Consider the following 23,470-nt stretch of genomic DNA (forward strand, 5'->3'; position numbering starts at 1 on the left):
GAGTGTATACCGATCGGTTGACATGAAGGTATACCGATCGGTATCTTCTGATGTACGACCCCACTCTCCCGGAGTTACTACTGTGCCAATCGCTCCCCTGCTCAGATCCAATGCACCACCAGCACCTTCTCTGCGTTTCACGTTGATGTCATTCATCGGAGCAGTCATCACAATCGGGGTAACCGGTTGGCTCAGTTATATTTCTGGAGTGCCTTGGCTAATGGCCTCCTTTGGTGCTAGTTGCGTACTTGCTTTCGGGGTGCCTGAGTCGCCGCTGGCCCAGCCGCGCAGCATTATCGGCGGACACGTGGTGTCAACCCTGGTCGGGCTTCTGGTTCTGGGTACCCTTGGGAACTCATGGTGGGCAGGTGCATTGGCCGTGGGACTGGCATTGGCAGCTATGCAACAAACACGCACTTTACATGCCCCAGCAGGGGCTAATCCGTTGGTTGTGCTAGCCGCAAGTGCCCCTGTTAGCTTTCTGGTCACACCGGTTTTGACGGGTTCAATTGTGATCGTCGCGGTAGCCTGGTGTCTGAACAACATACGTAGTCGGGGTAGCTATCCCAAGTATTGGGTATAAACAAGCCCAGCCCGTTAGGACTTTGACTCCGGGTTCCGTAAGGAATCTCAATGTAAAACGTCTGCTTTGGGTCGAGGCTGTGTAAAACGTTTTTGAGCGAGTTTGACAGTCAGGATCGCAACGAGAAACGCGATCCTATGCAAATTTTAGAGCTGCTGACCAACCAAACGCTGGCAGATTTTACGTAGCAACGCAGACTTCAAAGCGGTGTTTGCATTTTTACACAGCCTCGGTCGCTTTCTGCCGGTGGCGACAGGTAGAAATCGGCCGATTCTGTTGAAAAAGTCGGCCTCGGTTTTTACGGAAGAAAAGTACGCGTCGTAGATTGAAATCCTTAATATTGGCAGAGGTTTTCAGGCTGAGATTTCACGTAGAAGCGTGCTAAAAGGCGGCTTTTCCGGCCAATCTTTCGGCAGTTCTAAAAAATCGACTTTTTCAACAGAATCGGCCATTAGCGGACGTTACGAGCTGAGTTTGTAGGTAGATCCATGGTGGCCCTCGCAGACCTACGCTATGAGTAAGCACCAACAACCCGCTTCACTTTCACGAGCGCTTCTCGAAGCGAGTCCATATCCGCAGACCCCAGCGCTAATCGGATCGCATGCGGTACATGGGCAGAGGTAGCAAAAGGCTCGGCGGTTGAAACTGAAACTTTTTCACGCATCAACGCCATGGCGATCTGGTCAGCTCTTGCATCTTCCGACAAGGGCAGCCAAAGAAAGTAGGAAGAAGGATGGCGAACGTATTGGAGCCCCGCCAGCACTTCACCGGCCATGGCTTGCCTGGCCTGCGCATCCCGGCGCTTTTCAGCTTCCAACTGCATAACAGTACCATCGTCGAGCCACGCGCTCGCGATCGCAGTCAACACTCCCGGGGTATTCCATGTGGTCGCCCTGATCGTTCGCTCCAACGCGGGCACTTTTTGGGCGGGAGCTGCGACGAAGCCTACGCGCAATCCGGTGGCCACACTCTTGGATAGCCCTGAGACGTAAACAGTCCTCTCTGGTGCGAGTTCCGCTAACGGTGCAGGTGGTTCCTCAGCGAGGAAGGCGTAAGCTGCGTCCTCAATGATGAGCAGCCCATGCCTGCGCGCAATCGTCACGAAGTACTCGCGTTGATCGGCACTCATCACCCATCCCAGCGGATTGTGCAGCGTCGGCATCGTATACACAGCCCGGACGCGTCTACTCCGGCACAGGTTGTCCAGCGCATTCAGATCAGGTCCATGATCGGCCGCGGGAATTGGCACGACTTCAAGGTGCAGTGCTTTGGCCAGCACCTTGAATCCTGAATAGGTCAACGCATCAGCTGCAACTACATCACCGGGTTGCAGCAGCGCCATCATCGTCACGGCCAACCCATGCTGAGCACCACTGACCATTAACACTTGCTGAGCATCAACCGTCAGCCCTCGGGCGCGCAAATGGCGCGCCACAGAGGCGCGCTCATGCAGACGCCCTGCGTGTGGCTGGTAGCGTAATAGGGACTCCAGGTCACCGGCCAACGCGAGCTGGCGCAAGGCACTTCGCAACAGTTCTGCCTGTCCTGGAAGCGATGGATAGTTGAAGTTGAGATCCGTCATTCCAGTTGCAACGTCTTTCTGGTCGATACCCAGGCCAGGAGGTAACGAAGTCTCCCTCACAAAAGTGCCTCGACCAGTCTCCCCACTGACCAGGCCCATGGCTTCGAGCTCTGCATAAACCCGAGTTGCAGTCACCAGGGCCAGCCCTTCTGTAGCCGCCAGCTGGCGATGCGTCGGCAAGCGCGTGCCCGGCAACAATCGTCCTGACCTGATATCAGCCGCAAAAGCATCCACTAATGACTTGTATCGTGAGCGAGGCATGCCGAGATGTATCCATGACAATATTTTGATTGTATTGATCTTCGATCATACGATGCATCTCGTGCAACCTGAGAGCGATGGCGCTCTGAACCATATGAGCTCAGCGGTCGACATGCTGAGAGGATTAGCGACGTTCTAAGGACTAGGTTTCAGGATGCACTTGCATTGACGATTACCTTGTCGACCGCTACACGAATAGTGCGGTCAACCATAAGCAAACAGTATTGAGTGTGACCCTAAATGGAACGTACATCGAACCTGCAAAACCAAACGACGGAAAAGACAGCGAGCGGATGGCTCAATGGGTTCATCGGCGTACTCATATTCAGCGGCTCGCTGCCAGCAACACGGGTGGCCGTTCTAGAATTTGACCCGGTCTTCCTGACGGTTGCCCGAGCAACCATTGCGGGAGTCCTGGCACTTTGCATTCTTGTGCTCTTTAAAGAAAAGCGTCCTGCCAAGAGTCAGCTTCTACCCTTGGCTATAGTGGCAATGGGCGTTGTATTAGGGTTTCCTCTGCTGACTGCGCTGGCTCTACAGTATGTGACGTCTGCGCATTCCATCGTCTTCGTTGGCATGTTGCCACTCGCCACAGCTGCGTTCGGTGTTTTGCGCGGTGGCGAGCGTCCCCGGCCGGTTTTCTGGTTCTTCTCAGTCTTGGGAAGCGCGCTGGTTGTGGGGTTTGCTGTCTCCCAAGGCCTGACGGCTTCTCCAGTGGGGGACATTCTAATGTTGCTGGCAATCCTCGCCTGCGGACTTGGCTATGCAGAAGGTGCGAAGCTTTCAAGGACACTTGGAGGCTGGCAGGTGATCTCTTGGGCATTAGTTCTGTCGCTGCCCGTTATGGCCCCGCTGACTTGGTTCTTGGCACCGCCTTCGTTCTCAGCAATTACTGCATCCGCGTGGGTCAGCCTGGCTTACGTATCGATCTTCAGCATGCTTATCGGTTTTGTATTCTGGTATCGCGGGCTTGCCCAAGGGGGTATTGCCGCCGTCGGTCAGCTTCAGCTACTACAGCCTTTCTTTGGATTGGCGCTGGCGGCCACATTGCTTCACGAGCAGGTCAGCATTGGCATGCTTGGGGTAACCGTTGCCGTTATCCTTTGCGTTGCTGGAGCGAGAAAATTTGCGAAGTAGTCACTCATGGTCATACCACACTGATGTAGCACTGATCCAGTAGTCCTGAAAACAGGCTCACTTAGCGCAAGCGCCATCGTGATCCCTAATTTCATTCCCGGCTTGCCCAAGTGGCGCTAGCCGCTTCGCTTTAGCTGATACACCGTAAGCATCTGCCAAAGTCACCTTGCATAGGCGACCACCATTTCAAGTATCTGGTGCCTCACCTGATCGGAAGGAGGCGTTTCGTGATAGAGGACTGTTGACATTGGCATACCTGGAAAGGGATTGAATGAAGTGGGTGCCCTAGTGCTTCCAAAACCCGCTCAATGGCGATCTGGTATTGGTTGCGTCCATTATGCAAGGCACTGGAAGTGCCAGAAGCCAGTCGTAGTTTGGAAGGTTCGGCACGGAGCGAGTGACACCGCCAGCAGGTGCTGCCGCTTTCTAACAGGCAAAAAAAAACTGCCTCAAAGGCAGCTTTCTTGGGTGTTCGGCTGCATCAGCCTGCCAGGCGACCAACTGGCTCAAAGTCGCGGCCTTTTGACAGCGCAACGTCCAGAAACCGGCTCTGCGTGTTAGACCGTTTGGCCATCAACTGACGGGCTTCAGCTTGGAAGCGAGCGGTCATCAATGGCTTTGGTTCGTGCTTAGGCTTGTGCATAGACACCTCTCGGGTCTTTAAAGTTGGATAGATAGTATTACTGCTCAACGGCGGTGACAAGTCGGCCGGACGAATCGAAGGCGAATCCGAGGCTCTCATACACCGGTATGGCGCCTATAGCCGGCTCCTGAACCTCGATTTCAGTGCATCCGATGAGTACAGCGTAGTTTTCAATCGCTGTTAACGCCAAGGCCGCAACGGCGCCGCGAAGCGGATGTGATGAGTCGGGCTTGCCCTCAAGAATCACAATTTTGATGCAAAGTTTGCTCTTACGCGGGGATGCGTAGCACAGGCCACACAGTTCCTGGTCGAACCAAAGGGATATGTCGAATCCGCGAGTGTCTTCCTGCTTCCACTCATGAACAACACTATCCCAAGGATACAGGGTTTCATTCTCACCCCACATATCAGACGCCTCAATGGCCGCCTGAGTGATTGGCTCATAACGGATTTTTGCCGTGTCGATACCTCTGGCAATGAAATTCTGGTTTCCCTGCGCAAGCTCTTGAGCATGCTTGCGGGCTTCAGACCTGTATATCTGGTAGCGATACTGATTTCCGCGATACTTGGACATGTCCAACCAATGGGTGAATCCCGAAGGCCAGGAGGATAACGGCATCCAACCAAATTGCTAGGTTCGAGCATGGATTTCGTCCATTCCCGAAGCGGGTAGCCGCGATGGCTTGGGGGCAGCTTGATTCACCAGATTCAGATTTATCCGGTCACCGATGCAACAACACATTCATCTACACGTCCGAGATCTGCCACGACAGGTAACCGTGCTCGAGTTTGCCGCTTCCACTGGCGCCGCGCATCGGCTAACTAGGCCATGCCCTAGAGCGAAACGCGAGGACTTGGAGTTGTGCAGCGGCTTTCCACACTCTGTCGCCGGGGGGATATGGTGAGTGGAACCATCCCATATGGAAGTTGGTGAAGCTGATCTCCCAGCAACAGAAGATCAGCTTCGACAGTTACTTCCGAACGCTAAACACCGAAGTCCAACTGGTGCTTTACCGCAACACCAGCGACATGATTTGGGGCAGTGCTCAGCGCGAACCAACTACTCAAGTTCTACTCGAAAAACTCGAACGTAGGGCAAGCCTGGATGCCCTCGCAGCGCTGATCGCGATAGTGGTCGAAGCGAATCATATGGGTCGAAAATCTGTTGCTATCAAGGCAGCAGACTCCTTACACAAAGTGCTTCTGATGCTGGCGATGGAGCTTCAGGCGCACGGTGTTGCCGTTGGCCTAATCGATTGGCTGGCGTTCAACGTCTTACCCCTTGGCGTGCCTGCCCACTTGCAGATCTGGATGAGCAGCGCTGACTACATCCACGCGTCAGCCCATCTGAACACCATGGTTTACCAGCACCCGGAAAGGCGCGGAAAAGCTCTGCCTTGGAAGCTTCGTACCAGATTGATGTGCAAGCTGCTTGCCGGGGATATGGGAATTGACGTTTTGCACGCAATGCGCCCGCAGTTCGAGTTGCGGACGGACATAGGGGAAATCGCGGCCGAGCTGGTCGAGGAGTTTAAGAAGACGTCGGCACTCAGAACTTGGGGGTGGATGTGCATCGCTGATGGCACACCCCAGGTAGTGCCCCCCATAGCGCTACTGTAGCCTTCCCATCATTCGCTAGGCGAGTGGTCAAGTCCAATGCAAATGCCTGGTCACGTCCGATGCAAACGACTGGTCAAATGGGGTGCAATTCCCCACTAAGATTGTCAAAGCACCCCGCCGCGCGGGAAATAATCCATTGGCAGCAGCTAAAGAACACCCTCCCCCCTTGCCCACGCTGAGGCCAAAACATGCGGATAACTGTCAGCATTGATGACGTCATCTATAAAGCCGCAATGGAGCTGGCAGACCTAGGAATGCAGGAAGCAGAAATTTTCCACGAAGCCCTGAAAGTTTTCACCAGGATTCAAGCTGGTAAACAGCTGGCCGACCTTGGTGACAAGATGCCGTTACGCGAAGACGTATCACGCAGGCGCAGTGAATCGGATTCGTAATACGCGTCTTCTCGCTTATGCAATCGCGCTCACTGGGCAATCACTGAACCGCATCGATTGAAACCAACTCGAAAAATCTATATTTCTCCTTTGCCGCAGCTTTTTTGGCCATTTGCTCGGCATCAAAGCGACTGAGGGTGTTCGCACCGTAGACGAAGAGAGTTTCTTCACCTTCGAACTCACGCGTCACACGGAGCGTAACGCGAAGCCCGGAGGATGCTCGTTTTTTGGGCTTTGCTGTAGCTACCGGCGAAGGGACCAGTATTGGTATCGACTCCTCTGGTGCAGCCTGGACTTTGACATCAAGCCCAAGTGCGTCTCGCATTTCTTGCTCGGTCAATCCTGAATTCATTACGGCGTCTTTATCAGAGAGTTAATTCAAGCTTTATAAAGGCGAGAGATGATTGGCGCAATCCCCAGTAGCAACAACCTCAGATGTTTTTGCAATGTACAAACCGGTAGACAATACCCCCCTCTGGTCAACTTTCGGCGGAGCCGGGTAATTAACCTCCCCATAAAGTTTAGTAGCGTTCTTATGAGTCGCCCATTCCGCCAGCAGATCAACATGGGCAGACAATCAGCCTAGACTGACCACCGTTGCGCCCAGAGACGGTATGACCATCGACGGTGCTTACGTTGCTATCATGAATGATAGGCGACTTCTGCTCACGAGGACTGTCATGAGGCATATCGACATTGCGCAAGCACGGGCGAAACTGGAAGAACTGGTCGACCAAGCCGCGGCCGGGGAATCTACGGTTATCACCAAGGACGGCGTAGACATCGCGCGGTTGGTCGGATTCAAATCCCGGCGTATCGGTATGCTGAAAGGTCAATTCGAGTTCGATGAAAAGGCTTCTGCGGAAATGGACAAAAAAATTGAGGCTCTATTCACCGAGAGCGAAAGACTTCCAAAACAATAACTACAAGCTACCTGTAATTGATTAGCTGTAGGTTGAGCAAATCGCTGAGGCAACCTATTCACCCCACGCGCGAGCACTCTCAAAAAACGCCTGAGCATTGCTGTCCAGCGTTTCTAAGTGATAACCACCCTCTTGCACGATCACACAGGGTAGCCCCAAGCCACGAATGCGCGCGCCCAACTGCGCAAAACCTTCCCGCGTCACCGCCACCTTGCTCTGCGGATCCAACTCGTAGATATCAAAACCTAGCGACAACACCATCACATCAGCCGAAAAGTCCTTCACCGCCGCAAGCGCCAGTTCGAGCTTTTCAAAAAACACCGCTTCACTGGCGCCGTGAGCCATCGGAAGATTGAGGTTAAAGCCCTCACCCGCGGTACTCCCCCGTTCCTCGGAAAAACCAGCAACCCCTGGATAGAAGTTGGTCGGATCGCCATGAATCGACACATACAGCACGTCATCCCGATCGTAGAAAATCTCCTGAATTCCCTGACCGTGATGCATATCGGTGTCCAGCACCGCCACTCGCTGAAACCCTTCACGCAACGCCTGCGCGGCAACTGACGCATTGTTGATGTAGCAAAACCCACCCGCTGCATCAAAGCGGGCGTGATGCCCCGGTGGGCGGCACAGTGCATAGGCGGCGGGCGCGCCTTTGAGGATGTCTTTGGCAGCAGCTACAGCGCTTTGTGCCGACCAATAGGCCGAGCGCCAGGTCAGCTCGCCAATCGGGCAACTACCATCAGCCAGGTAGCGCGCTGCTTGGGCAAGGATGCCGCGCAGGGCGTTGGGCTCGCGGACGAAGATGTTGGACATGACTTCGTCGCCCCAGTCTTCGGGGATCTCTTTCCAACATTGGTGGGCTTCCTGGAGAAAGGTCAGGTAGGGAGCGCCGTGGACTGCCAGCAGCGGATCAAGGCCGTAGTCTTGTGGTCGTTGGATATCGAAGCCCAGGGTTTGCGCGGCTAACAGGAGGTTGCGGGCGCGCTCGGGAACTTCCTGCGGCGTGCGCATTTGGCCGCGGGAGTAGTAGCTACGTGGATGGTGTAGGAGCTGTTCGGGGTGGAAAAAGGTACGCATGGGGTTTCTCCTTACTGAACCTGGCCGGCACGTTTCAACACAGCATTGAGCAATACATCCGTGCCCAGGCGAACATCTTCAGGTAGCACATCTTCCGCTTCGTTATGGCTAAGCCCGCCCACGCACGGAATGAAAACCATTGCCGTAGGGCAAAACCGCGCCAGGTGGATGGCGTCATGGCCGGCACCGCTAACGATGCTCTGCTGGGCGTAGCCCAACGTGTCCACCGCTGACTGCACGCAGGCGACACACTCCGCATCGAACGGCATAGCCGGACTAATCCAATGTGGGCTAACGATGACAGTCAGCCCGCGTTGGGCGGCGATGTCCTGTAGACGTGCACGCACTTGCTGCTCCATGGCTTCAATGTCAGAGTCGCGATGATGACGCAGGTCTACGGTGAAATTCAGTAGCCCGGGAATGGTGTTGCGCGAAGACTTGGCGATGCTCAATTCACCCACTGTCGTCAGTCCCTCGGGAGCAAAATCAGCCGCAAGGTTTTCCAACGACTGAATCATCTGCGCCGCACCGTACAAGGCGTCTTTGCGCAGTGGCATTGGCGTGGTGCCAGCGTGGGCAGCCATGCCTTCGACGCGCACATCCAACCAGCGAATCGCCTGGCCACCGGTGACCACGCCGATGCTCTTGGCGTTGTCTTCCAGGATCGGGCCTTGCTCGATGTGCGCTTCAAAATATGCATCTACCGCACCACCCAATGGGCGCTCGCCATTGTAGCCAGTACTGCGTAACGCTTGAGCCACGCTGATGCGATCGGCATCTTCAGTGGCCAAAGCTTTGTCCAGTGCCAAGGTGCCGGTGAACACCGCCGAACCGAGCATGGCCGGCGTGAAACGGGCGCCCTCCTCGTTGGTCCACACCGCAATTTCCAGCGGCTTTCGAGTCTGTATGCCTTGATCATCGAGACTGCGTATCACCTCCAATCCAGCCAGTACACCGTAGACACCATCGAAACGTCCACCTTCCGGCTGGGTGTCGAGGTGGCTGCCCATCATCACCGGTGCGGCATCATTGTCGGTACCGGCGCGGCGGGCGAACAGGTTGCCGATGGCATCGACGCTCAAGGTCAGGCCGGCGTCTTCACACCAGCGGCTAAACAGCGCACGGCCGGCCTGGTCTTCGGCGCTCAGGGCGAGGCGGCAACTGCCGCCGCGCGCTGTAGCACCGATCTCGGCCATGGCCATCAGACTGGCCCACAGGCGCTCTCCATTAATCTTCAACATAGGCTTCTCCAATCAGACGCTTTGCGCCATCTCAAGACGGTAGGCGCTGGCGTGACGGCGTGATAACGCCATTACACACACCAGAGAAACCGCCGCGATCAGGCTGTAGAACACTGCCATAGGCCACCATTGGCCTTGGTATTCATGGGCCAGCCAGGTACCGATCAACGGGGTCAAGCCACCGGCTAGCGCGCCGCACACCTGATAGGCCAAAGAGATGGCGGTGTAGCGCACACGGGTTTCAAACAAACCGCTGACAAAGCCGGCGATCACGGCATAAAACGAGGCCATGCAAATCACCGCCAAGGTGATACCGAGGATGATCAAAGGTGCTTGGCCGCTGCTGACCAACACAAACATCGGATACGGCGAGGCCATTGCCAGCACGGACATGGCACACAGAAAGCGGGTCGCGCCGACCTTCTCGGCCACCCAGGCGGCCAGAGGCTGGACGCAGAGCTGGATGATGGCGACGACAAACAGGCATTCCAGAATCAACGAACGCGGGAGGTTAAGTTGTTGGGTGCTATAGGCAATCATGAAGGTGTTGGTGAAATATACGCCTGCAATACCCAAGGTGTTGGCACCAATGCACAGCAACAATGGACGCCAAGAGGTTTTCAGTACTTCGATGACCGGCGCCTGGTCTTTGGAGGTTGCCCGGGCTTTTTCAGCCTTGGCCTTGTCCTCCAGAAATTCAGGCGACTCGTTGACGCCCAGACGAATCATAAGGCCGATGATCAACAGCAACGCGCTGGCCAGGAACGGCAGACGCCAGCCCCAATTCATCAGGTCTTCCTCCGGCAAACGGGTGACCGCGCTGAAGGCCAGCAGCGAGAGAATCAGACCCGCGGGGCTACCCAACTGAGCGAAGGAAGCAAAGAAGTTGCGACGGCCTTTCGGAGCATGTTCGCCGGCCATCAGTACCGCCCCGCCCCACTCGCCGCCAACGGCAATGCCCTGCACTACCCGCAGCAGCACCAGCAATACCGGTGCCGCGACACCGATCTGCGCATGGGTTGGCAACAGGCCTATGCACACGGTGACGACGCCCATCATCACCAAGGTGATGACCAAAGATTTCTTGCGGCCGATACGGTCACCGATATGCCCAAAAACAATGCCGCCCAACGGCCGGGCGAAGAAACCCACGGCGAAGGTGCCGAACGCGGCCATGGTGCTGAACAGCTTGTCGTCCGAAGGGAAGAACAGTTGACCGAACACCAACGCAGCGGCAGTGGCGTAGATATAAAAGTCGTACCACTCGATCATGGTGCCGATGAAGGCGGCGGCCGCAGCACGGCGAGGCTGCGGCGAAGCGGAAGGCTTCATGGGTCTGGCTCCTTTGGTTATTTTTTTGGCAGGAGAAGGGTCTGGTGCATGCGCTCTGGTGGCGCTTGTTGAGGTGATTTTTCGTCTCAGCGCTATGATTAGTCAATTTTCTATTTATTATTCCGATTATAAATTCTGCTTATTATCGAGCTTTGCCATGTCTGAAAACCGCCGCAATTTTCACCCGCTGCTGAACGATCGCCTGGACTGGAACCTGCTGCGCACCTTCCGGGTCATCGGCCAGGAACTGAGCATCAGCCGCGCTGCCGCACGCCTGCACCTGACACAACCGGCTATCAGCCAGGCACTCAAGCGCCTGGAAGAACAGCTCGACTGCCAGCTAATTGCCCGGCGCGGCCCACGCTTCGTCCTGACCGAAGCCGGCGAGCAGATCTTTGCGATTGCCGGCGAGATGTACGGCCAGGTGTCGCAGATGAGCAACGCGCTACAAAAACCAGGCGATGAGGTGATCGGCAAGGTACGGTTTCTGATGATCAGCCGAATCGTTTCGGATTCTTTCGACGCTTTCCTCGCCAACTTCCATCGTCAGCACCCCAGGGTGGACCTAGAGGTGGAAGTGATGCGCAGCTCCGATATTATTGCCGCCCTGCTGGAAAAAACCGCAACCCTGGGCCTGAGCCTCAATCGCAGACCGCAACCGCGCTTGGAACAGCACCTATTCCTGCGTCAACGCTACGCGTTTTTTTGTGGCCGGCACCACCCGCTGTTTGGCCGCACTGGGTTGGCGGAGGGGAATTTGCAGTCAGAGAACTTCGTCAGTTTTACCAGTGACCAGATTGGCGGCATGCTTTCACCATTGACCATTTTTCGGGATCAGCAGGGTTTCACCGGACGCATTGTGGCCTCGTCTTCCAGCCTGGAGGAGGTACGGCGACTAGTGATTGCCGGTTTTGGATTAGGCTGCCTTCCGATTCATGTGGTGGCTGAGGATGTTAAGAAGGGACTGCTGTGGCGCCTGCCGCCGGACGAGGGGGTTACCGACGTGGATATCCATGTATTGTGGAATCGGGACCAGAAGATGAGTCGTGCGGAGACGGTATTTATCGAAAGTCTCTCGGCGTGCCTAACGGCCTCTTGCTAGGAAAGAGCAAGGCCAGTCGATCACTATTCGTTTACAGGTTGCTCCCGCTGTCTCAAACGAATAGATGTTCGAACTTCCAAGATCTGGTTTATCACCGGCAGTTCCCGCGGCCTCGGCCTTGGCTACTCCGTCACCGTGGCCGCCCTGCGCGCCAGCAATCGTGTAGACGCCACCGCCCGCAATCCTCAGCAATTGGATGACTTGTTAGCTGAGTACGGTGCTGCGGTGTATCCACTGGCGCTGGGTGAGACGACAACGGGCAGGTAGTACACGTCCGGCAAGAAAAAGCTGCGCCAGTGATAGATGCCCTGCATGCCTAGATGAGCGCCCCGCGCCAGATCACACACGACGGCTCGGCTGTCGCTAAAACTCTGGATAACAGCCTCAAACACAAAGGACTCGGATAGAGGCTGAGGGTTGCGACTCTCTGGCATTTCCGACCTCCATTTATGCCTCAAACGGCTAGGTAAGCTATAGTCCTAACTAACCGGAAACGCAGACAATGAGGGTTACATGTTTCCACATAGGTGGCCAAAGTCCGCATTCGTAGCTGGAGACGCTGTGCTCGACTTTCTCAATACCGTGGACGCCCACGGACGGTCAGCTGACCAAAATCGTCTGACCAGTTACGCCTCAGTCCTGGCCTGGAGCTTGGCAGCAGGATTGACCGATGCTGCGGAATTCCAAAGCCTGGCCGCCGCTGCGTCAAATTCGCCGGAGGGTTCAGAGCAAGCACTGACCGAGTTGGTGGAATGGCGTGAAACTGTATATCGAGTTTTTGAGGCTACTGCCAGCAATGAAGAGCCTCCGGCAAGGGACTGGAAAGCCGTCGAGACCTCAATAAAGAAAGCTGTTTCTAGCGCCCGCCTATCCCGCGATGCAACCGGTTCGACTATCTGGATAACGCCTCCTGGCACCGACTTGACGACCCTCCCCCAGAGGCTGGCTCTTAGTTTATATCAACTGCTGCGCAGTGATTTGGTCGCAAACATCAAGCAATGTGGTGGGTGTACCTGGCTGTTTATCGACACGTCGAAAAACCATCGTAGAACATGGTGCTCAATGGCTACGTGTGGCAATCGAGCCAAGGCGCAGCGGCATTACCAGTCTAAGGCAACACCAGACTCTTCTTCTGCCTAGAAGCCCTAATCAGTTCACTTGCTGGGTTATCCGAAAACGCAGCGTATATTTATTTCCAATCAGAGTCATGTATCAGGTTGTCAGCAAGCGTCCTTAAAAATGATCCAGAGCCCGAACAGCGTGCGCGTGCCGTGGCGAGTGTAATCATGAGTTTTTGTTTGGATATGACCGATCCCCAAAGGCAGTTCAATCGGGGTGCGCTCCAAGGCTCGAACCTAACTTTTTTCGTCGCAGCGGAGCACCAACGCTTTGTCTTCCGGGGCCAGATACAGCCTGATGATATCCCAAAATTTTTCCTCGAACTGCGGTTCATTCAACGCCTTGGAGGTACATGTCAGATGAGGCTTCAAGTCGTTGGCAGCCCTTAGTTTGTGAACAGCGGGAACCCAGATGCCAGCGACACGAGACATGTTTTAAACTCCAGCGGGGCTCGCCAATACGGGACTTGGTTACCTGCTCTAGTACGCGACGGACCGTGTCGGCAGGAAGGGAGGGTCTGCGTCCACGGCCGGCCTTGTCGAGCAGGCCTTCTGAATACGCTTGCCCCCGACTTCAGTGCGGCCTGAGCCAGAGTGCGAAAGTGAATCATCAGCGCTGCTAACTTTTTGAGGGATGCCTCTTAAGCGTTGCATGGTCAAAGTCACAGCGGCCGACGGGGAACTTCCCGAAGGCCACCGTGACGAAAACGAACAAATCCTATGCCCCTAAAATCCGCTCTATGCGCTCACGTGCAGATCCAGTAAGACGTTTGACGCCCAGCAACCGCGCCACCTCCAGTGCTGGGTCTGCGGTATCGATGATTGCTGCGGCAATGCGTAATTCTTCTGCGGCAATCTCTTCTATAGAGCGTGCATCATTGGCTGAAACCGGGATACGGTAAGTCGACCATCCAAGCACGTCGTCCTCCGCATGCCAGACAAAAACCTCCCCAAAGCCTGCCTGCTGCACGTGATGATGTTGTTCAGCAAGTTCTAGCACTCGGTCCCGAATAAGGCGACCAGATCGCTGGAATCCGTGTGCTCGAGCGATACGTTGGACGAGGAGCGCGTCAAGCATTGGTGCTTCCTGACGCAGTACTTCCTCGATAATCTGACGCAACACAGGTGTGTAAGCGGGTAAATGAAACTGCTCAGCTTCGATCATCGTTGCGAAGGAAGACAGGTTGGCGACACGGTATTCACCCCGTTGTGCGGCAGGCGTGGGTCGTTCGTTATCTGAACGTGAGATACGAATCTCAGGCGCTTCTGGCACTATGTCAGCAATCAACGGGAGCTGCGCTTCAGGCAACGTATCACCCACCTCTATGCCGCGTGAAAAATCGATCACCGGCGGCGCTGCTTCTAATTGTTCGGAAATCGGACCAGGCTCCGGCGCGATTCTGGAATGAGCCAAAAGATTGTTTAACGCTGCGTGCAGCCGCTGCAACGCACCCTCTCTATCGACCCACCATTCGGTAGACCATAACCGTACCAAGTCCCAACCGAGGCCACGGAGTATCGCCCCGCGTACCTTGTCGCGATCACGGGCTGTAGCGGCGCTGTGATAGGTTGCTCCGTCGCATTCGACACCAGCCAGATAGTCGCCCGGACGGTCAGGATGAACAATGCCTAAATCTATGCGAAAACGCGACACGCCGATTTGCGGTACCACCTGCCAACCGAGGCGCCGCAAACCTTGAGCGACAGCCTCTTCGAATGGTGAATCATAACCACCTACAGAGCCCTGTACCGCCTCGGCCAACGCCCTCGGACCGCGCTGAGCGAATTCGATGAAGTGTTTTAGATCACGTACAGCTCGAGCATTGGTCCGGTTGAGATCGATCATCGACGGATCGAAGGACGAGAACACCAACATCTCACGTCGCGACCGGGTGATGGCGACGTTCAGCCGACGCCAACCACCGTCCTTGTTGAGTGGTCCGAAGTTCATCGACATGACCGGCGAACCTGCCTCGGTAGGCCCGTAACCGATTCCAAGCATGATCAGATCGCGCTCATCGCCCTGTACGGTTTCCAGGTTTTTGACGACAACAGGTTCGGTCTGGCCGTCCTCGAAGAATGGTTCAATTTGTGGGTACTGCTTACGGGCCGCGTCCAATAGATCGTTGATGAGCTTCTGCTGGTCGGAGTTGAGGGTGATGATACCAATGGAAAGGCCAGCAGCTATGAACGCGGGATCGGTAAGACGCTTGACCGTCTCATTGACGATGGCTTCAGCTTCCGCCTGGTTGTAGCGCCCTTTGCCCTTCGCATAGATGCCCTCAACTCGTCGCCACTCAACGGCACTTGCGCGCGTTTCTGCCGCAGGGAAGGTGATCAGGTTACTGTCGTAGTAACGGTGATTAGAGAACGCAATCAGGCTTTCATGACGACTGCGATAGTGCCAGCTAAGACTATGGCTTGGCACCCCAGCACCAAGGCATTCGTCCAGGATGCTTTCCATGTCTTCAGCAGTGTCATCATCTCCAGCATTCGCACCACGATTGAAAAAGTTTGTCGGTGGCATCTGCCGTGGGTCACCCGCGATAACGACCTGTCTGCCCCGCGCTATCGAACCGATGGCATCCCAAGGGGCAATCTGCGAAGCCTCGTCAAAGATTACTAGATCGAATGGAGGCTGATCGGCTGGCAAAAACTGCGCGATCGAAAGCGGACTCATAAGCATGCACGGTGCTAGGCGATTCAGCGCGTCGCCCATCTCAATTGCCAACTGGCGGACTCGTTTGTGCCGACGAGATTTCTGTAACTCATGCTTGAGGATGGCGAAGCCACTGCTCTTAGGGATATCGTTCTTCGAGGGAATAAGACCGCACAACTTTGCCCGAATATAGCGTACGGTGAGTTTCGCCAATTCGTCGTCCAGGCGATTGAAGGCAGCAATGTCGCTCATATGTTCGGCCGCAACAAAAGTTCTTAGCAACGGCTCACCGTCGATACCTTGGGTCGCAAACCAATAAGCATATGCTGTGACAAATGTCTCCTCAGTGGCCGAGGGCAGCAAACCGCCCTCTTCCAGAGCTTGAGCCAAATTGGCCAAACCTGCTTCGCTTGCTTGCTCTCGCACTCGGCACCAGTCGCACCATGCCTTGAGCTGTTCTTCCTGCTGTTGAATAGAGACTGAGGTGGCACGAAGGGCTGCAATGTTCGGTAGCATTTCGCTGCTCGTTGCAGCCAGTCCGGCGAATAGCCGGACTGCCTCGTCGTAACGGGACAAGGCCAGCTGCAACGTAGATAGGGCCGCACCTATTTGGTCGCCGGCCGCCAACATGTCATTGGCATCGATCACCAAACGCGCCACGGCACTGCGCAACGAAATCAAGTGATCAGGTGACTCGGCAAGCATACTGAGCTTGCTGCGCAGACGTTCCGCCAGAGTGACGGCCCGCAATGTACGTGCGGTATCACTGGCCAGCCCTTGCCAGCCTGGCATTGACTGCACGCCAGACGATAGGGTGTCCAACTCCAGTAGATGCGTGTGCAGACGCTCAAGGATCGCTAAATCGCTGAGTGTGTCTGGTAAACCCGTAGCGCCACCGACTGAGGCTAAATGTCTAGCTACTTTTTTCTTGGCGAAGGTGGCCAAGAACCAGAACTTACCCTCTGCCTCTTGCCACTCACTGTGCATTGCCTCGAAAGGAATGCGGCGACAGGCTTCATCGGCATAGGTCAACGACAGACCTTCTTCCAACTCGCGGTAATTCTCGATCAGTTGGCAGGCACGCCGGGCTCCGTCGATGCGCGTAACAGCGTCCGGGGCGAAAGCAAAGGAAAGGTTCAGGCCATGGCACTCGCCGAGCAGAGTGGCCAGCTCATTTAGCTGCTGGATGTGCGTCACTTCCGTCACCGGCAATGACAATTGTGTAAGAGCGATCAACCTTTCACTAGCGCTGTTCAGAGCGTCGAGGGCCTGAGGTAACTCACGTGAGGCGCTTGCAATCTGCGCCTGCCAGGCATTGGACCATTGTGTCTGCGCCAGAGTCCCGAACTTGCTCGACAGGTCTCGAGCGGCAGCACCGTTGAGTCCAAGCCGCCGGGAGATATCCAGCAGAAAGCCGTACTCCGCAGCATCGTGTTCAGTGCCTGTCGGCCACATCAATCGCGGCGTCAAGGGACCATGATCACGGACTACACGACCGATAGCTTGGTGCAGGGATAGACCGTTACGCCAACGCCGATGTAACACCTCGACCATTTGGTTGAGTCGCGTACGCAGTGTCTGCAATCGAGCCGCCTCGCGCTCCCAGTCCTCGGCGCTCAAGGCGTCGCGTACGTCCCAGGCACGGTCCAGCTGTTTGAGCACCTCGACCTTGGATGCCTTGCTTGAATGCAGCTCCAGGCAAAACTCGCCTAGGCCCTTTTCCGCCAGCCGGCGATAAACCACGTCGAGCGCTGCACGCTTCTCCGCCACGAACAGCACACGACGACCCAATGCCAGGTTATGGGCAATCATGTTGGCGATAGTTTGGGACTTGCCGGTACCGGGCGGACCGTCGAGCACAAAACTATGATTACCGGCAGATGCCACCACTGCTGAAAGCTGCGAGGAGTCTGCTGGCAGTGGGGTGAACAACTCTGCCGGTGTCACTGTCGCATCGAGACGCTCGGGCCGCGGAAACTCGTCTGAGCCAGAGAAACCCTCGCCCCCCGGATCACGTTCCAACAGATGCTTGACCAAAGGGCTTTGCAGCAATTGTGCTGCGTTGGCGTTCAGGTCTTTCCACATCAAGTATTTGGCAAACGAGAAGGTGCCCAACACTAGTTCGGTACTAACTTCGAATCCTGGCACATCGCGTACCGCGCGGCGCACCATGTTCCAGATGCCCATTACGTCGATGCCGCTTTCGTCGCTCGGCAATTCGCCGTCCAGCCCAGGGATGATGAGTTCGAAATCGTGGCGCAACAGCTCCAGAAGGGTCAGATTGAACCGCGGCTCCTCATCCAGCAAGCTCAGGGTCACTCCCGACAATGCGCTTTTTCGTTCGAGCTTGACCGGCAGCAAGATCAGCGGAGCGGAGTAAACTTTCGGGTCCTCTGCGCTTTTTTTCCACTTGAGAAAACCGATCGCCAGAAATAGGGTATTCGCACCACCCTCTTCCAGATCGCTGCGCGCCTTACGGAATAGCTCGATCAAGGTCGCTTCAAGCTTGGCTTTTTCCAGACTGGCGAGCACTTCGCCCCGGGCCAGGGCCTGGCGAGCAACTTCGTTGATCAGACTTTCATGGTTCTGCTGTTCATAAAGGGTAATGTCACGGCCACTGCTTTTTAGGTCAGGCACTGACACTACGCGGATCCGCTGGCCACTGGAAAGTAGGTCTTCGAGCGCCGCTGGATCCGCACATAGGAGACGCACACCTTTAGCGCTGTCGGGTAGATGTAGGAGGCGGTTGCGCGTAGTGAGATCCAGGAGCTTGCGCTGCCATAGCGTTAACTTGCCAGCAGGACCTTCGTTGCCCTCGCTGATTTCAACATCGAAACCAGGGAGTGCTGGTGCTTCCTCCAACCCTTCGGCAGCCGGTGGAGTGTCATCCGCTTCAACGGGCGCCTCGGGACCGGCCGCAAGCGCTAATGGGCGGATCTTTTGCATCCGCGCACGGTGCAGGTCGATAGCCATAATGAACTGGTCATCGTCAAGCTGCCGCTCAGCTGCGGTGACCGCCTGGCTGAAGCTAGGTGTCGGCACCTGTGTCGCCAGGGTGGTTTCGAACACCACCATTTCTTTCAGATCTAGGCGCTTGCGCACCGCCGACGCATCATCGGTCAACAACTGGGAAAACTCTTGAGGCTGCAACCAGACACCTGTAAACGCGTGCCCCTTGGTCATGATCAGCAGGGCATTTAATCCAGCCTGCTCCAAGGCACCAGCGAACAGCAGTGCAGTGTCAAGGCAGGTCGCCACGCCGTTTTCAAGAATCATGCTAGGTGGTCTGATCTTCTGCCCCTGCTGTTCGAAACTGGCTGGTGGCAAAGCGTAGCTCAGCTTAAAGCTACAAACACCGGACCAGATTGCGGATGCCAGCTCCCAAGTGCGCGTGCGTGACTTGCTTTCATAGCCATCGATGCCGTCTTTCTTCCCTGCGCGTCGCAAGACCTCAGACGCGGCCTTTAGGACACGGTCGACCGCTGGATCATTGGGCATGCAGAACGCAGCCAGCAACTCTGGCATGGCGCTCAGGCCGCCCCACTCAGTGCGAGCCAGAAGTTCGGTAGGAAAACGTTGCTCCACCAATAGGTTATTGCCCTGAGACAAGCGCAGTACTACTTCGGCGCCAAGGCTTTCACTCAGTTCAGCCAGATAACCCGCGTTCAGTTTGATGTCGCGTTCGTTGATACTCAGTCGATCACCTGGAAAGAGGCGATCAATATGCCAGGTTCGGGTTTCGACAAAGGCAGGATCGGTGCCGAGGGTCAGCACCAGATCCTGAAAGGACTGTTCGTCCTGGTTCCAGATGCTAAGTTCACGTACCAGAGGCACAGCATTCTGGTGGGAGGCAAAGCCGATCTTGCGGGCGATCAGCGCCTCAATCTTGATGCTCATTCATGGGCTCCTTGAGCTGCCAGCGCTCGCTTCGTGCCGAGGCGAGTAAATGACGCCTATAGTCCATGAGTCATCAATGATTTGGAATTTCTTTATCTAGTAAGTCAGAGGAGTCTGTATAGGACCTACACACCCGAGGGATTGCATCGTCCGCTCCACAGCGACGCCCGATATGCTTGCGCCAAAATCCTGCATACCTCGACTAGGCGATCTAGCTAAGCGACTCACTTCTATACACAGACCTCTTGCCCCCAGTCCTACACACCCGCCCTAATGGATCACTTCCGCGTAGCGGGTAAGTAGAGCAATGACCTGCTTCGCAGAAGGGATCCAGCCGGGACGAAATCACCTCCGCTGCGTCTGAGGATATGGGGGGTGATTCCGCACATCGCTATCGCATCGTGTGAAGATCAGCCTCAGCTGTATTGGCCGGAAGCTTACGTGTCGGTGGAGCATCGCAAGCGTTCTGCCTGTTTGCTACCCAACTGCTCCGGTCCGAGTAAGCACCAGGAAAAAATTGGTCATCCGTTTCCTCTCACCATTGAACATCATTTACATCGCAGGAATTCGCGAGGCCGGATCGCCAACCTACCGGTCACTCAACGCCAACTAACACCTCTCAAGCATTTAGAAACATCACCACTTCGATGGCACGACGCGGTGACACTGGGTAACCCATTTTTTCGTTTATCGAGGAATGAAAGTCTGGAAACCGCTTGTCTTTTCGAAGCTCATTCAACAAGTCCAAATACTTCAAATATCGACCGGTGGTTGCAAGTGCATGCGCTTCGTACTGGACTACGCCGCTTCATCGCGACATATTTTGTCGCGCTAGCAGTCAATCCTGCCTCCATGCTCACTGCGCTCAGGAGGTTGTATGTTTCCCTTGGTTTCCAGCTGTCACTTGAACTCCCAGGAGGGCGACACCTGTTCGTTGACCAAACACTGGATGTTTGCTCTGATCCTTGATCTCAGCGGACATCAGCAACTCATTAACGATCATGGCTTCAAGGATGACGCCATCGCTCGATACTTGGGTCTTAACGGCCTACTCGACGAACGTAGTGAGGAGGCACCAGAACGTCAAAAAAGTTTTCGTCAACGCGCGATGCGCTCGTTGCAGGAACAACGCCAGCAGATCCAACACGAGCACATAGCCGCTGAATACCCAGATCCATTGAAAGACAACCTCGCACAATTAGGACGCCTGATCGGCCTTGATGCTTTGGAACAGCGACTGCTTGGTTTTTGCGCATTGCTGCACACCGATGGGCTTCTCGAAGATGCCTGTTGTCTGCTGGAAGAAATAAGCTTCAACCGGGCCCTGTTGATACTTGCGCATTTGCTCGATGCGCCTTGTGACGCTATACGCCAGCGCCTGGCCAAAAAAGGTCTGTTGGTGTCGAGCGGACTACTCGACGTCGCCACTTACAGTGGCCGATACCGTCGAATGAGCGACATCCTAAACGCCGATAACAGCAGCATCCTGTCCCCCCTGCGCTATCAGAAAGGGACACCTGTCGAGCTATTCGCGAATGCATTCCGCAAGGCACTACCAGGCCATCTCGGACATGATGATTACCGACATATCAAATCGGCCTTGGCGATCGCTCGGCCTTATCTACGCCATGCCTTGGCGGCAAGAAGACCAGGAGTAAACATTCTCGTATATGGTCCGCCGGGCACCGGAAAAAGCCAACTGGCACGGCTGCTGGCCAAGGAACTGGAGGTGGACCTTTATGAGGTTGCCTGTACCAACTGCGACGGTGATCCGATTAATCGATATGGCAGGCTTCGAGCTTTGCGCTCAGCAATGCAAGTCCTGCGTGAACAACGCGCCTTGCTGGTGCTGGACGAAATCGAAGATCTGTTCAATGAAGGCAACCATGCGTCGCAACGGGAGGATGCAAGCGGCCAACAGAAAAACTGGATCAATCGAATGCTGGAGGAGAACCCGCTGCCCTGTTTCTGGCTGACCAACAAAATCCAGACCTTGGACCGTGCTTACCTACGCCGTTTCGATATGGTATTGGAACTGGGGAACCCACCTAAGGCGCAGCGTGAACAGATTATCCGCCAGAACGGCGGTGATCTCCTGAGCGATAATCTGATAGCCAAATTGGCTGACCACGAACAGGCTACACCCGCTGTTATCACACGTGCTCTGAGTATTGCAAAAACTCTGGCTAGATCGCCTGAAGGCCCCGCACTAGACACAACTGTCGAACAACTCGTAGATGCCACTCTCCAAGCTCAAGGCTTTAACAAGCTTGAACGCAGCCAAGCACAACAATTGCCTGAGTTCTATTCACCCCACTTGGTCAATGCTGACATGCCGTTAGAAACATTGCTGGACGGACTACGCCAACATAGTGAGGCGCGCCTGTGCTTTTACGGCCCATCCGGCACCGGCAAAACCGCCTTTGGCCAATGGCTAGCCCGCGAATTGGAAAAGCCGCTGCACGTAAAACGTGTTTCAGATTTGATTGCCCCTTATGTGGGAGAGACCGAGCGCAATCTGGCTCAAGCCTTCCAGCAAGCCAGAGAGGATGGTGCGGTACTGATGCTTGATGAGATTGATAGTTTTCTTCGCGACCGGCGCAAAGCTCAACACAGTTGGGAGATCACGGCCGTGAACGAAATGCTCACGCAGATGGAAAGTTATCAGGGGCTATTTATTGCCTCAACCAATCTGATGGATGATCTCGACGAAGCCTCTCTGCGGCGCTTCGACCTCAAAATATGCTTCGACTTTCTTCGCCCCGAACAAGCGATGGAACTATTCAATCAACATCTTCGAGAGCTGAAGTTGACACCTGCTCCCGTCGGCCTGGCGCATTCCCTGGGCCACCTTAATCGTCTTACTCCAGGCGACTTTGCGATGATTGCCCGGCGTGCTCGATTCAAACCTTTCAAGGATGCCAACGAGCTACTTGGGGCGTTACTCGCAGAGTGCCGCCTCAAGGAAAGAGGCCATTCCCGCCCAATAGGCTTCATCCATTGAAGCCCACTTAAAGATGTGACCTTCATGGACATTGTTAAACCTGCGACGAAACGTAACCGTCCGGCGAAGTCACCAACCCGATCCCAGCCATAAGGGCGATGGTGTCCACCTAAGTACACACCATGTCTTGGCCTTGCGGGGCTGGGTAGATGAGTTGGTCGGACGCATACGACTAAACGCTCATATACGACGCATTTCGTCTCGAGACAACCGCAAGCTGCAACGCCATGTACAGCGAAGTGACATGAGATGACCAGACGCTATATCCCCCGTTTGACACAAGAGCAAATCGACCGCCTGATCGCGCTCAATCGGCACATGAGTCAATTGGAAGAGTGGGCAGTGTGGCGAGCCAAACAATTGGTCGACGATTTCGCCCTGCACGCGGACAAACATCTATGGGAAGGGCTAATCGAAGACTTCGAGATGGAAAGTACGGTGCAGTATTTCGTACCAGTGGACGAAGACAGTGACGACGATCCGTCGCTCCTGAAAACTGGATTTCTAAGCATGCCGCCATTGAAGTGGTATTTCCTGAACCCGGCAGATCCAACTCGGTCCGACACGCTGAATTTCCTTAAGGAAAATTGGCACGACGGTGCGTCGTCAATCGATGGCTTGGAGAATGAACGGATCTGCCTTTCCTTCCATGACCTGCATGACCATCACGGCTTGAGTTGGGAAAAGATCCTTCAGGTAGAAACAATATGGGTCGACATCTACGCCATCCACCAGATGATCACTCCATTCCACTGGCCACCCCAAGATCACTCGCCGCCCCATGGCAAAAAAATGTAGACAACATCCCACCCTACCCCTAGGGAAGGTCTGAAGTAAGGCCTTCTTTTTACAGAAAATCGGGCGTCAGACGCTCAAAAAGAGAATACCTCGCTGAA

17 protein-coding genes and 1 pseudogene are annotated in these 23,470 nt (G+C 55.2%); 9 read left to right on the forward strand and 9 right to left on the reverse strand.

Features of this window, described 5'->3' with window-relative positions:
- Nucleotides 1-22 precede the first annotated feature (22 nt).
- A complete protein-coding gene (locus ACVBEG_RS13855; protein WP_447107895.1) occupies nucleotides 23-583 on the forward strand; it encodes an HPP family protein in 561 nt (186 codons plus the stop codon).
- Nucleotides 584-1,094: 511 nt separating this feature from the next.
- Here the strand turns inward: ACVBEG_RS13855 and ACVBEG_RS13860 are convergent.
- Nucleotides 1,095-2,426 carry an aminotransferase-like domain-containing protein gene (locus ACVBEG_RS13860; protein ID WP_447107896.1) on the reverse strand — a complete coding sequence of 444 codons (1,332 nt, stop codon included), beginning with the start codon at nucleotides 2,424-2,426 and terminating at the stop codon, nucleotides 1,095-1,097.
- Nucleotides 2,427-2,666: 240 nt separating this feature from the next.
- Between ACVBEG_RS13860 and ACVBEG_RS13865 the strand changes: the two genes are divergently transcribed.
- On the forward strand, nucleotides 2,667-3,563 hold the full coding sequence (locus ACVBEG_RS13865; protein ID WP_447107897.1) for a DMT family transporter: 897 nt from the start codon (nucleotides 2,667-2,669) through the stop codon (nucleotides 3,561-3,563).
- A gap of 680 nt (nucleotides 3,564-4,243) precedes the next feature.
- Here the strand turns inward: ACVBEG_RS13865 and ACVBEG_RS13870 are convergent.
- A complete protein-coding gene (locus ACVBEG_RS13870) occupies nucleotides 4,244-4,780 on the reverse strand; it encodes an N-acetyltransferase (protein ID WP_330201137.1) in 537 nt (178 codons plus the stop codon).
- A gap of 356 nt (nucleotides 4,781-5,136) precedes the next feature.
- Between ACVBEG_RS13870 and ACVBEG_RS13875 the strand changes: the two genes are divergently transcribed.
- On the forward strand, nucleotides 5,137-5,826 hold the full coding sequence (locus tag ACVBEG_RS13875) for a hypothetical protein (protein ID WP_447107898.1): 690 nt from the start codon (nucleotides 5,137-5,139) through the stop codon (nucleotides 5,824-5,826).
- A 188-nt stretch (nucleotides 5,827-6,014) separates the two neighbouring features.
- On the forward strand, nucleotides 6,015-6,218 hold the full coding sequence (locus tag ACVBEG_RS13880) for a type II toxin-antitoxin system VapB family antitoxin (RefSeq protein ID WP_447107899.1): 204 nt from the start codon (nucleotides 6,015-6,017) through the stop codon (nucleotides 6,216-6,218).
- 40 nt (nucleotides 6,219-6,258) lie between these two features.
- Here the strand turns inward: ACVBEG_RS13880 and ACVBEG_RS13885 are convergent, their stop codons facing one another.
- Complete coding sequence (locus ACVBEG_RS13885; RefSeq protein WP_447107900.1) at nucleotides 6,259-6,570, reverse strand: hypothetical protein; 312 nt, start codon at nucleotides 6,568-6,570, stop codon at nucleotides 6,259-6,261.
- 262 nt (nucleotides 6,571-6,832) lie between these two features.
- On the opposite strand from ACVBEG_RS13885, the gene ACVBEG_RS13890 reads away from it, so the two are divergent.
- Nucleotides 6,833-7,141: a type II toxin-antitoxin system Phd/YefM family antitoxin gene (locus tag ACVBEG_RS13890; RefSeq protein WP_447107901.1), complete on the forward strand. Its 309-nt coding sequence runs from the start codon at nucleotides 6,833-6,835 to the stop codon at nucleotides 7,139-7,141.
- 54 nt (nucleotides 7,142-7,195) lie between these two features.
- Here ACVBEG_RS13890 and ACVBEG_RS13895 read toward each other — a convergent pair whose 3' ends face one another.
- The 3 genes from ACVBEG_RS13895 to ACVBEG_RS13905 are packed head-to-tail and all read right to left on the reverse strand — an operon-like array spanning nucleotide 7,196 to nucleotide 10,794.
- On the reverse strand, nucleotides 7,196-8,221 hold the full coding sequence (locus tag ACVBEG_RS13895) for a histone deacetylase family protein (RefSeq protein WP_447107902.1): 1,026 nt from the start codon (nucleotides 8,219-8,221) through the stop codon (nucleotides 7,196-7,198).
- Between the two features lie 11 nt (nucleotides 8,222-8,232).
- Nucleotides 8,233-9,462, reverse strand: coding sequence for a Zn-dependent hydrolase (locus tag ACVBEG_RS13900; RefSeq protein ID WP_447107903.1), 1,230 nt, complete (start codon nucleotides 9,460-9,462; stop codon nucleotides 8,233-8,235).
- A 12-nt stretch (nucleotides 9,463-9,474) separates the two neighbouring features.
- Nucleotides 9,475-10,794 carry an MFS transporter gene (locus ACVBEG_RS13905; RefSeq protein WP_447107904.1) on the reverse strand — a complete coding sequence of 440 codons (1,320 nt, stop codon included), beginning with the start codon at nucleotides 10,792-10,794 and terminating at the stop codon, nucleotides 9,475-9,477.
- 157 nt (nucleotides 10,795-10,951) lie between these two features.
- On the opposite strand from ACVBEG_RS13905, the gene ACVBEG_RS13910 reads away from it, so the two are divergent.
- Nucleotides 10,952-11,896: a LysR family transcriptional regulator gene (locus ACVBEG_RS13910; RefSeq protein ID WP_447108463.1), complete on the forward strand. Its 945-nt coding sequence runs from the start codon at nucleotides 10,952-10,954 to the stop codon at nucleotides 11,894-11,896.
- 185 nt (nucleotides 11,897-12,081) lie between these two features.
- Here ACVBEG_RS13910 and ACVBEG_RS13915 read toward each other — a convergent pair whose 3' ends face one another.
- Nucleotides 12,082-12,330, reverse strand: a complete 249-nt coding sequence (locus ACVBEG_RS13915) for a hypothetical protein (RefSeq protein WP_447107905.1) — start codon at nucleotides 12,328-12,330, stop codon at nucleotides 12,082-12,084.
- A gap of 127 nt (nucleotides 12,331-12,457) precedes the next feature.
- Here ACVBEG_RS13915 and ACVBEG_RS13920 point away from each other — a divergent pair, with 127 nt between their 5' ends.
- The gene (locus tag ACVBEG_RS13920; protein ID WP_447107906.1) at nucleotides 12,458-13,036 is read left to right on the forward strand and encodes a CGNR zinc finger domain-containing protein; all 579 of its coding nucleotides are present in this window, start codon (nucleotides 12,458-12,460) and stop codon (nucleotides 13,034-13,036) included.
- A gap of 113 nt (nucleotides 13,037-13,149) precedes the next feature.
- Here ACVBEG_RS13920 and ACVBEG_RS13925 read toward each other — a convergent pair.
- Together ACVBEG_RS13925 and ACVBEG_RS13930 are read right to left on the reverse strand one after the other, a co-directional pair.
- Nucleotides 13,150-13,567: pseudogene (locus tag ACVBEG_RS13925) on the reverse strand (IS630 family transposase); the annotation flags it as partial.
- Nucleotides 13,568-13,732: 165 nt separating this feature from the next.
- Nucleotides 13,733-19,570: a DUF3320 domain-containing protein gene (locus ACVBEG_RS13930; RefSeq protein ID WP_447107907.1), complete on the reverse strand. Its 5,838-nt coding sequence runs from the start codon at nucleotides 19,568-19,570 to the stop codon at nucleotides 13,733-13,735.
- 877 nt (nucleotides 19,571-20,447) lie between these two features.
- Here ACVBEG_RS13930 and ACVBEG_RS13935 point away from each other — a divergent pair.
- Both ACVBEG_RS13935 and ACVBEG_RS13940 read left to right on the forward strand, forming a co-directional pair.
- Entirely contained in the window at nucleotides 20,448-22,574 is a 2,127-nt protein-coding gene (locus ACVBEG_RS13935; RefSeq protein ID WP_447107908.1) for an AAA family ATPase, read from the forward strand.
- Nucleotides 22,575-22,823: 249 nt separating this feature from the next.
- Nucleotides 22,824-23,372 carry a hypothetical protein gene (locus tag ACVBEG_RS13940; RefSeq protein WP_447107909.1) on the forward strand — a complete coding sequence of 183 codons (549 nt, stop codon included), beginning with the start codon at nucleotides 22,824-22,826 and terminating at the stop codon, nucleotides 23,370-23,372.
- Nucleotides 23,373-23,470: the final 98 nt, after the last annotated feature.

Source organism: Pseudomonas sp. GG8 (assembly GCF_052976945.1).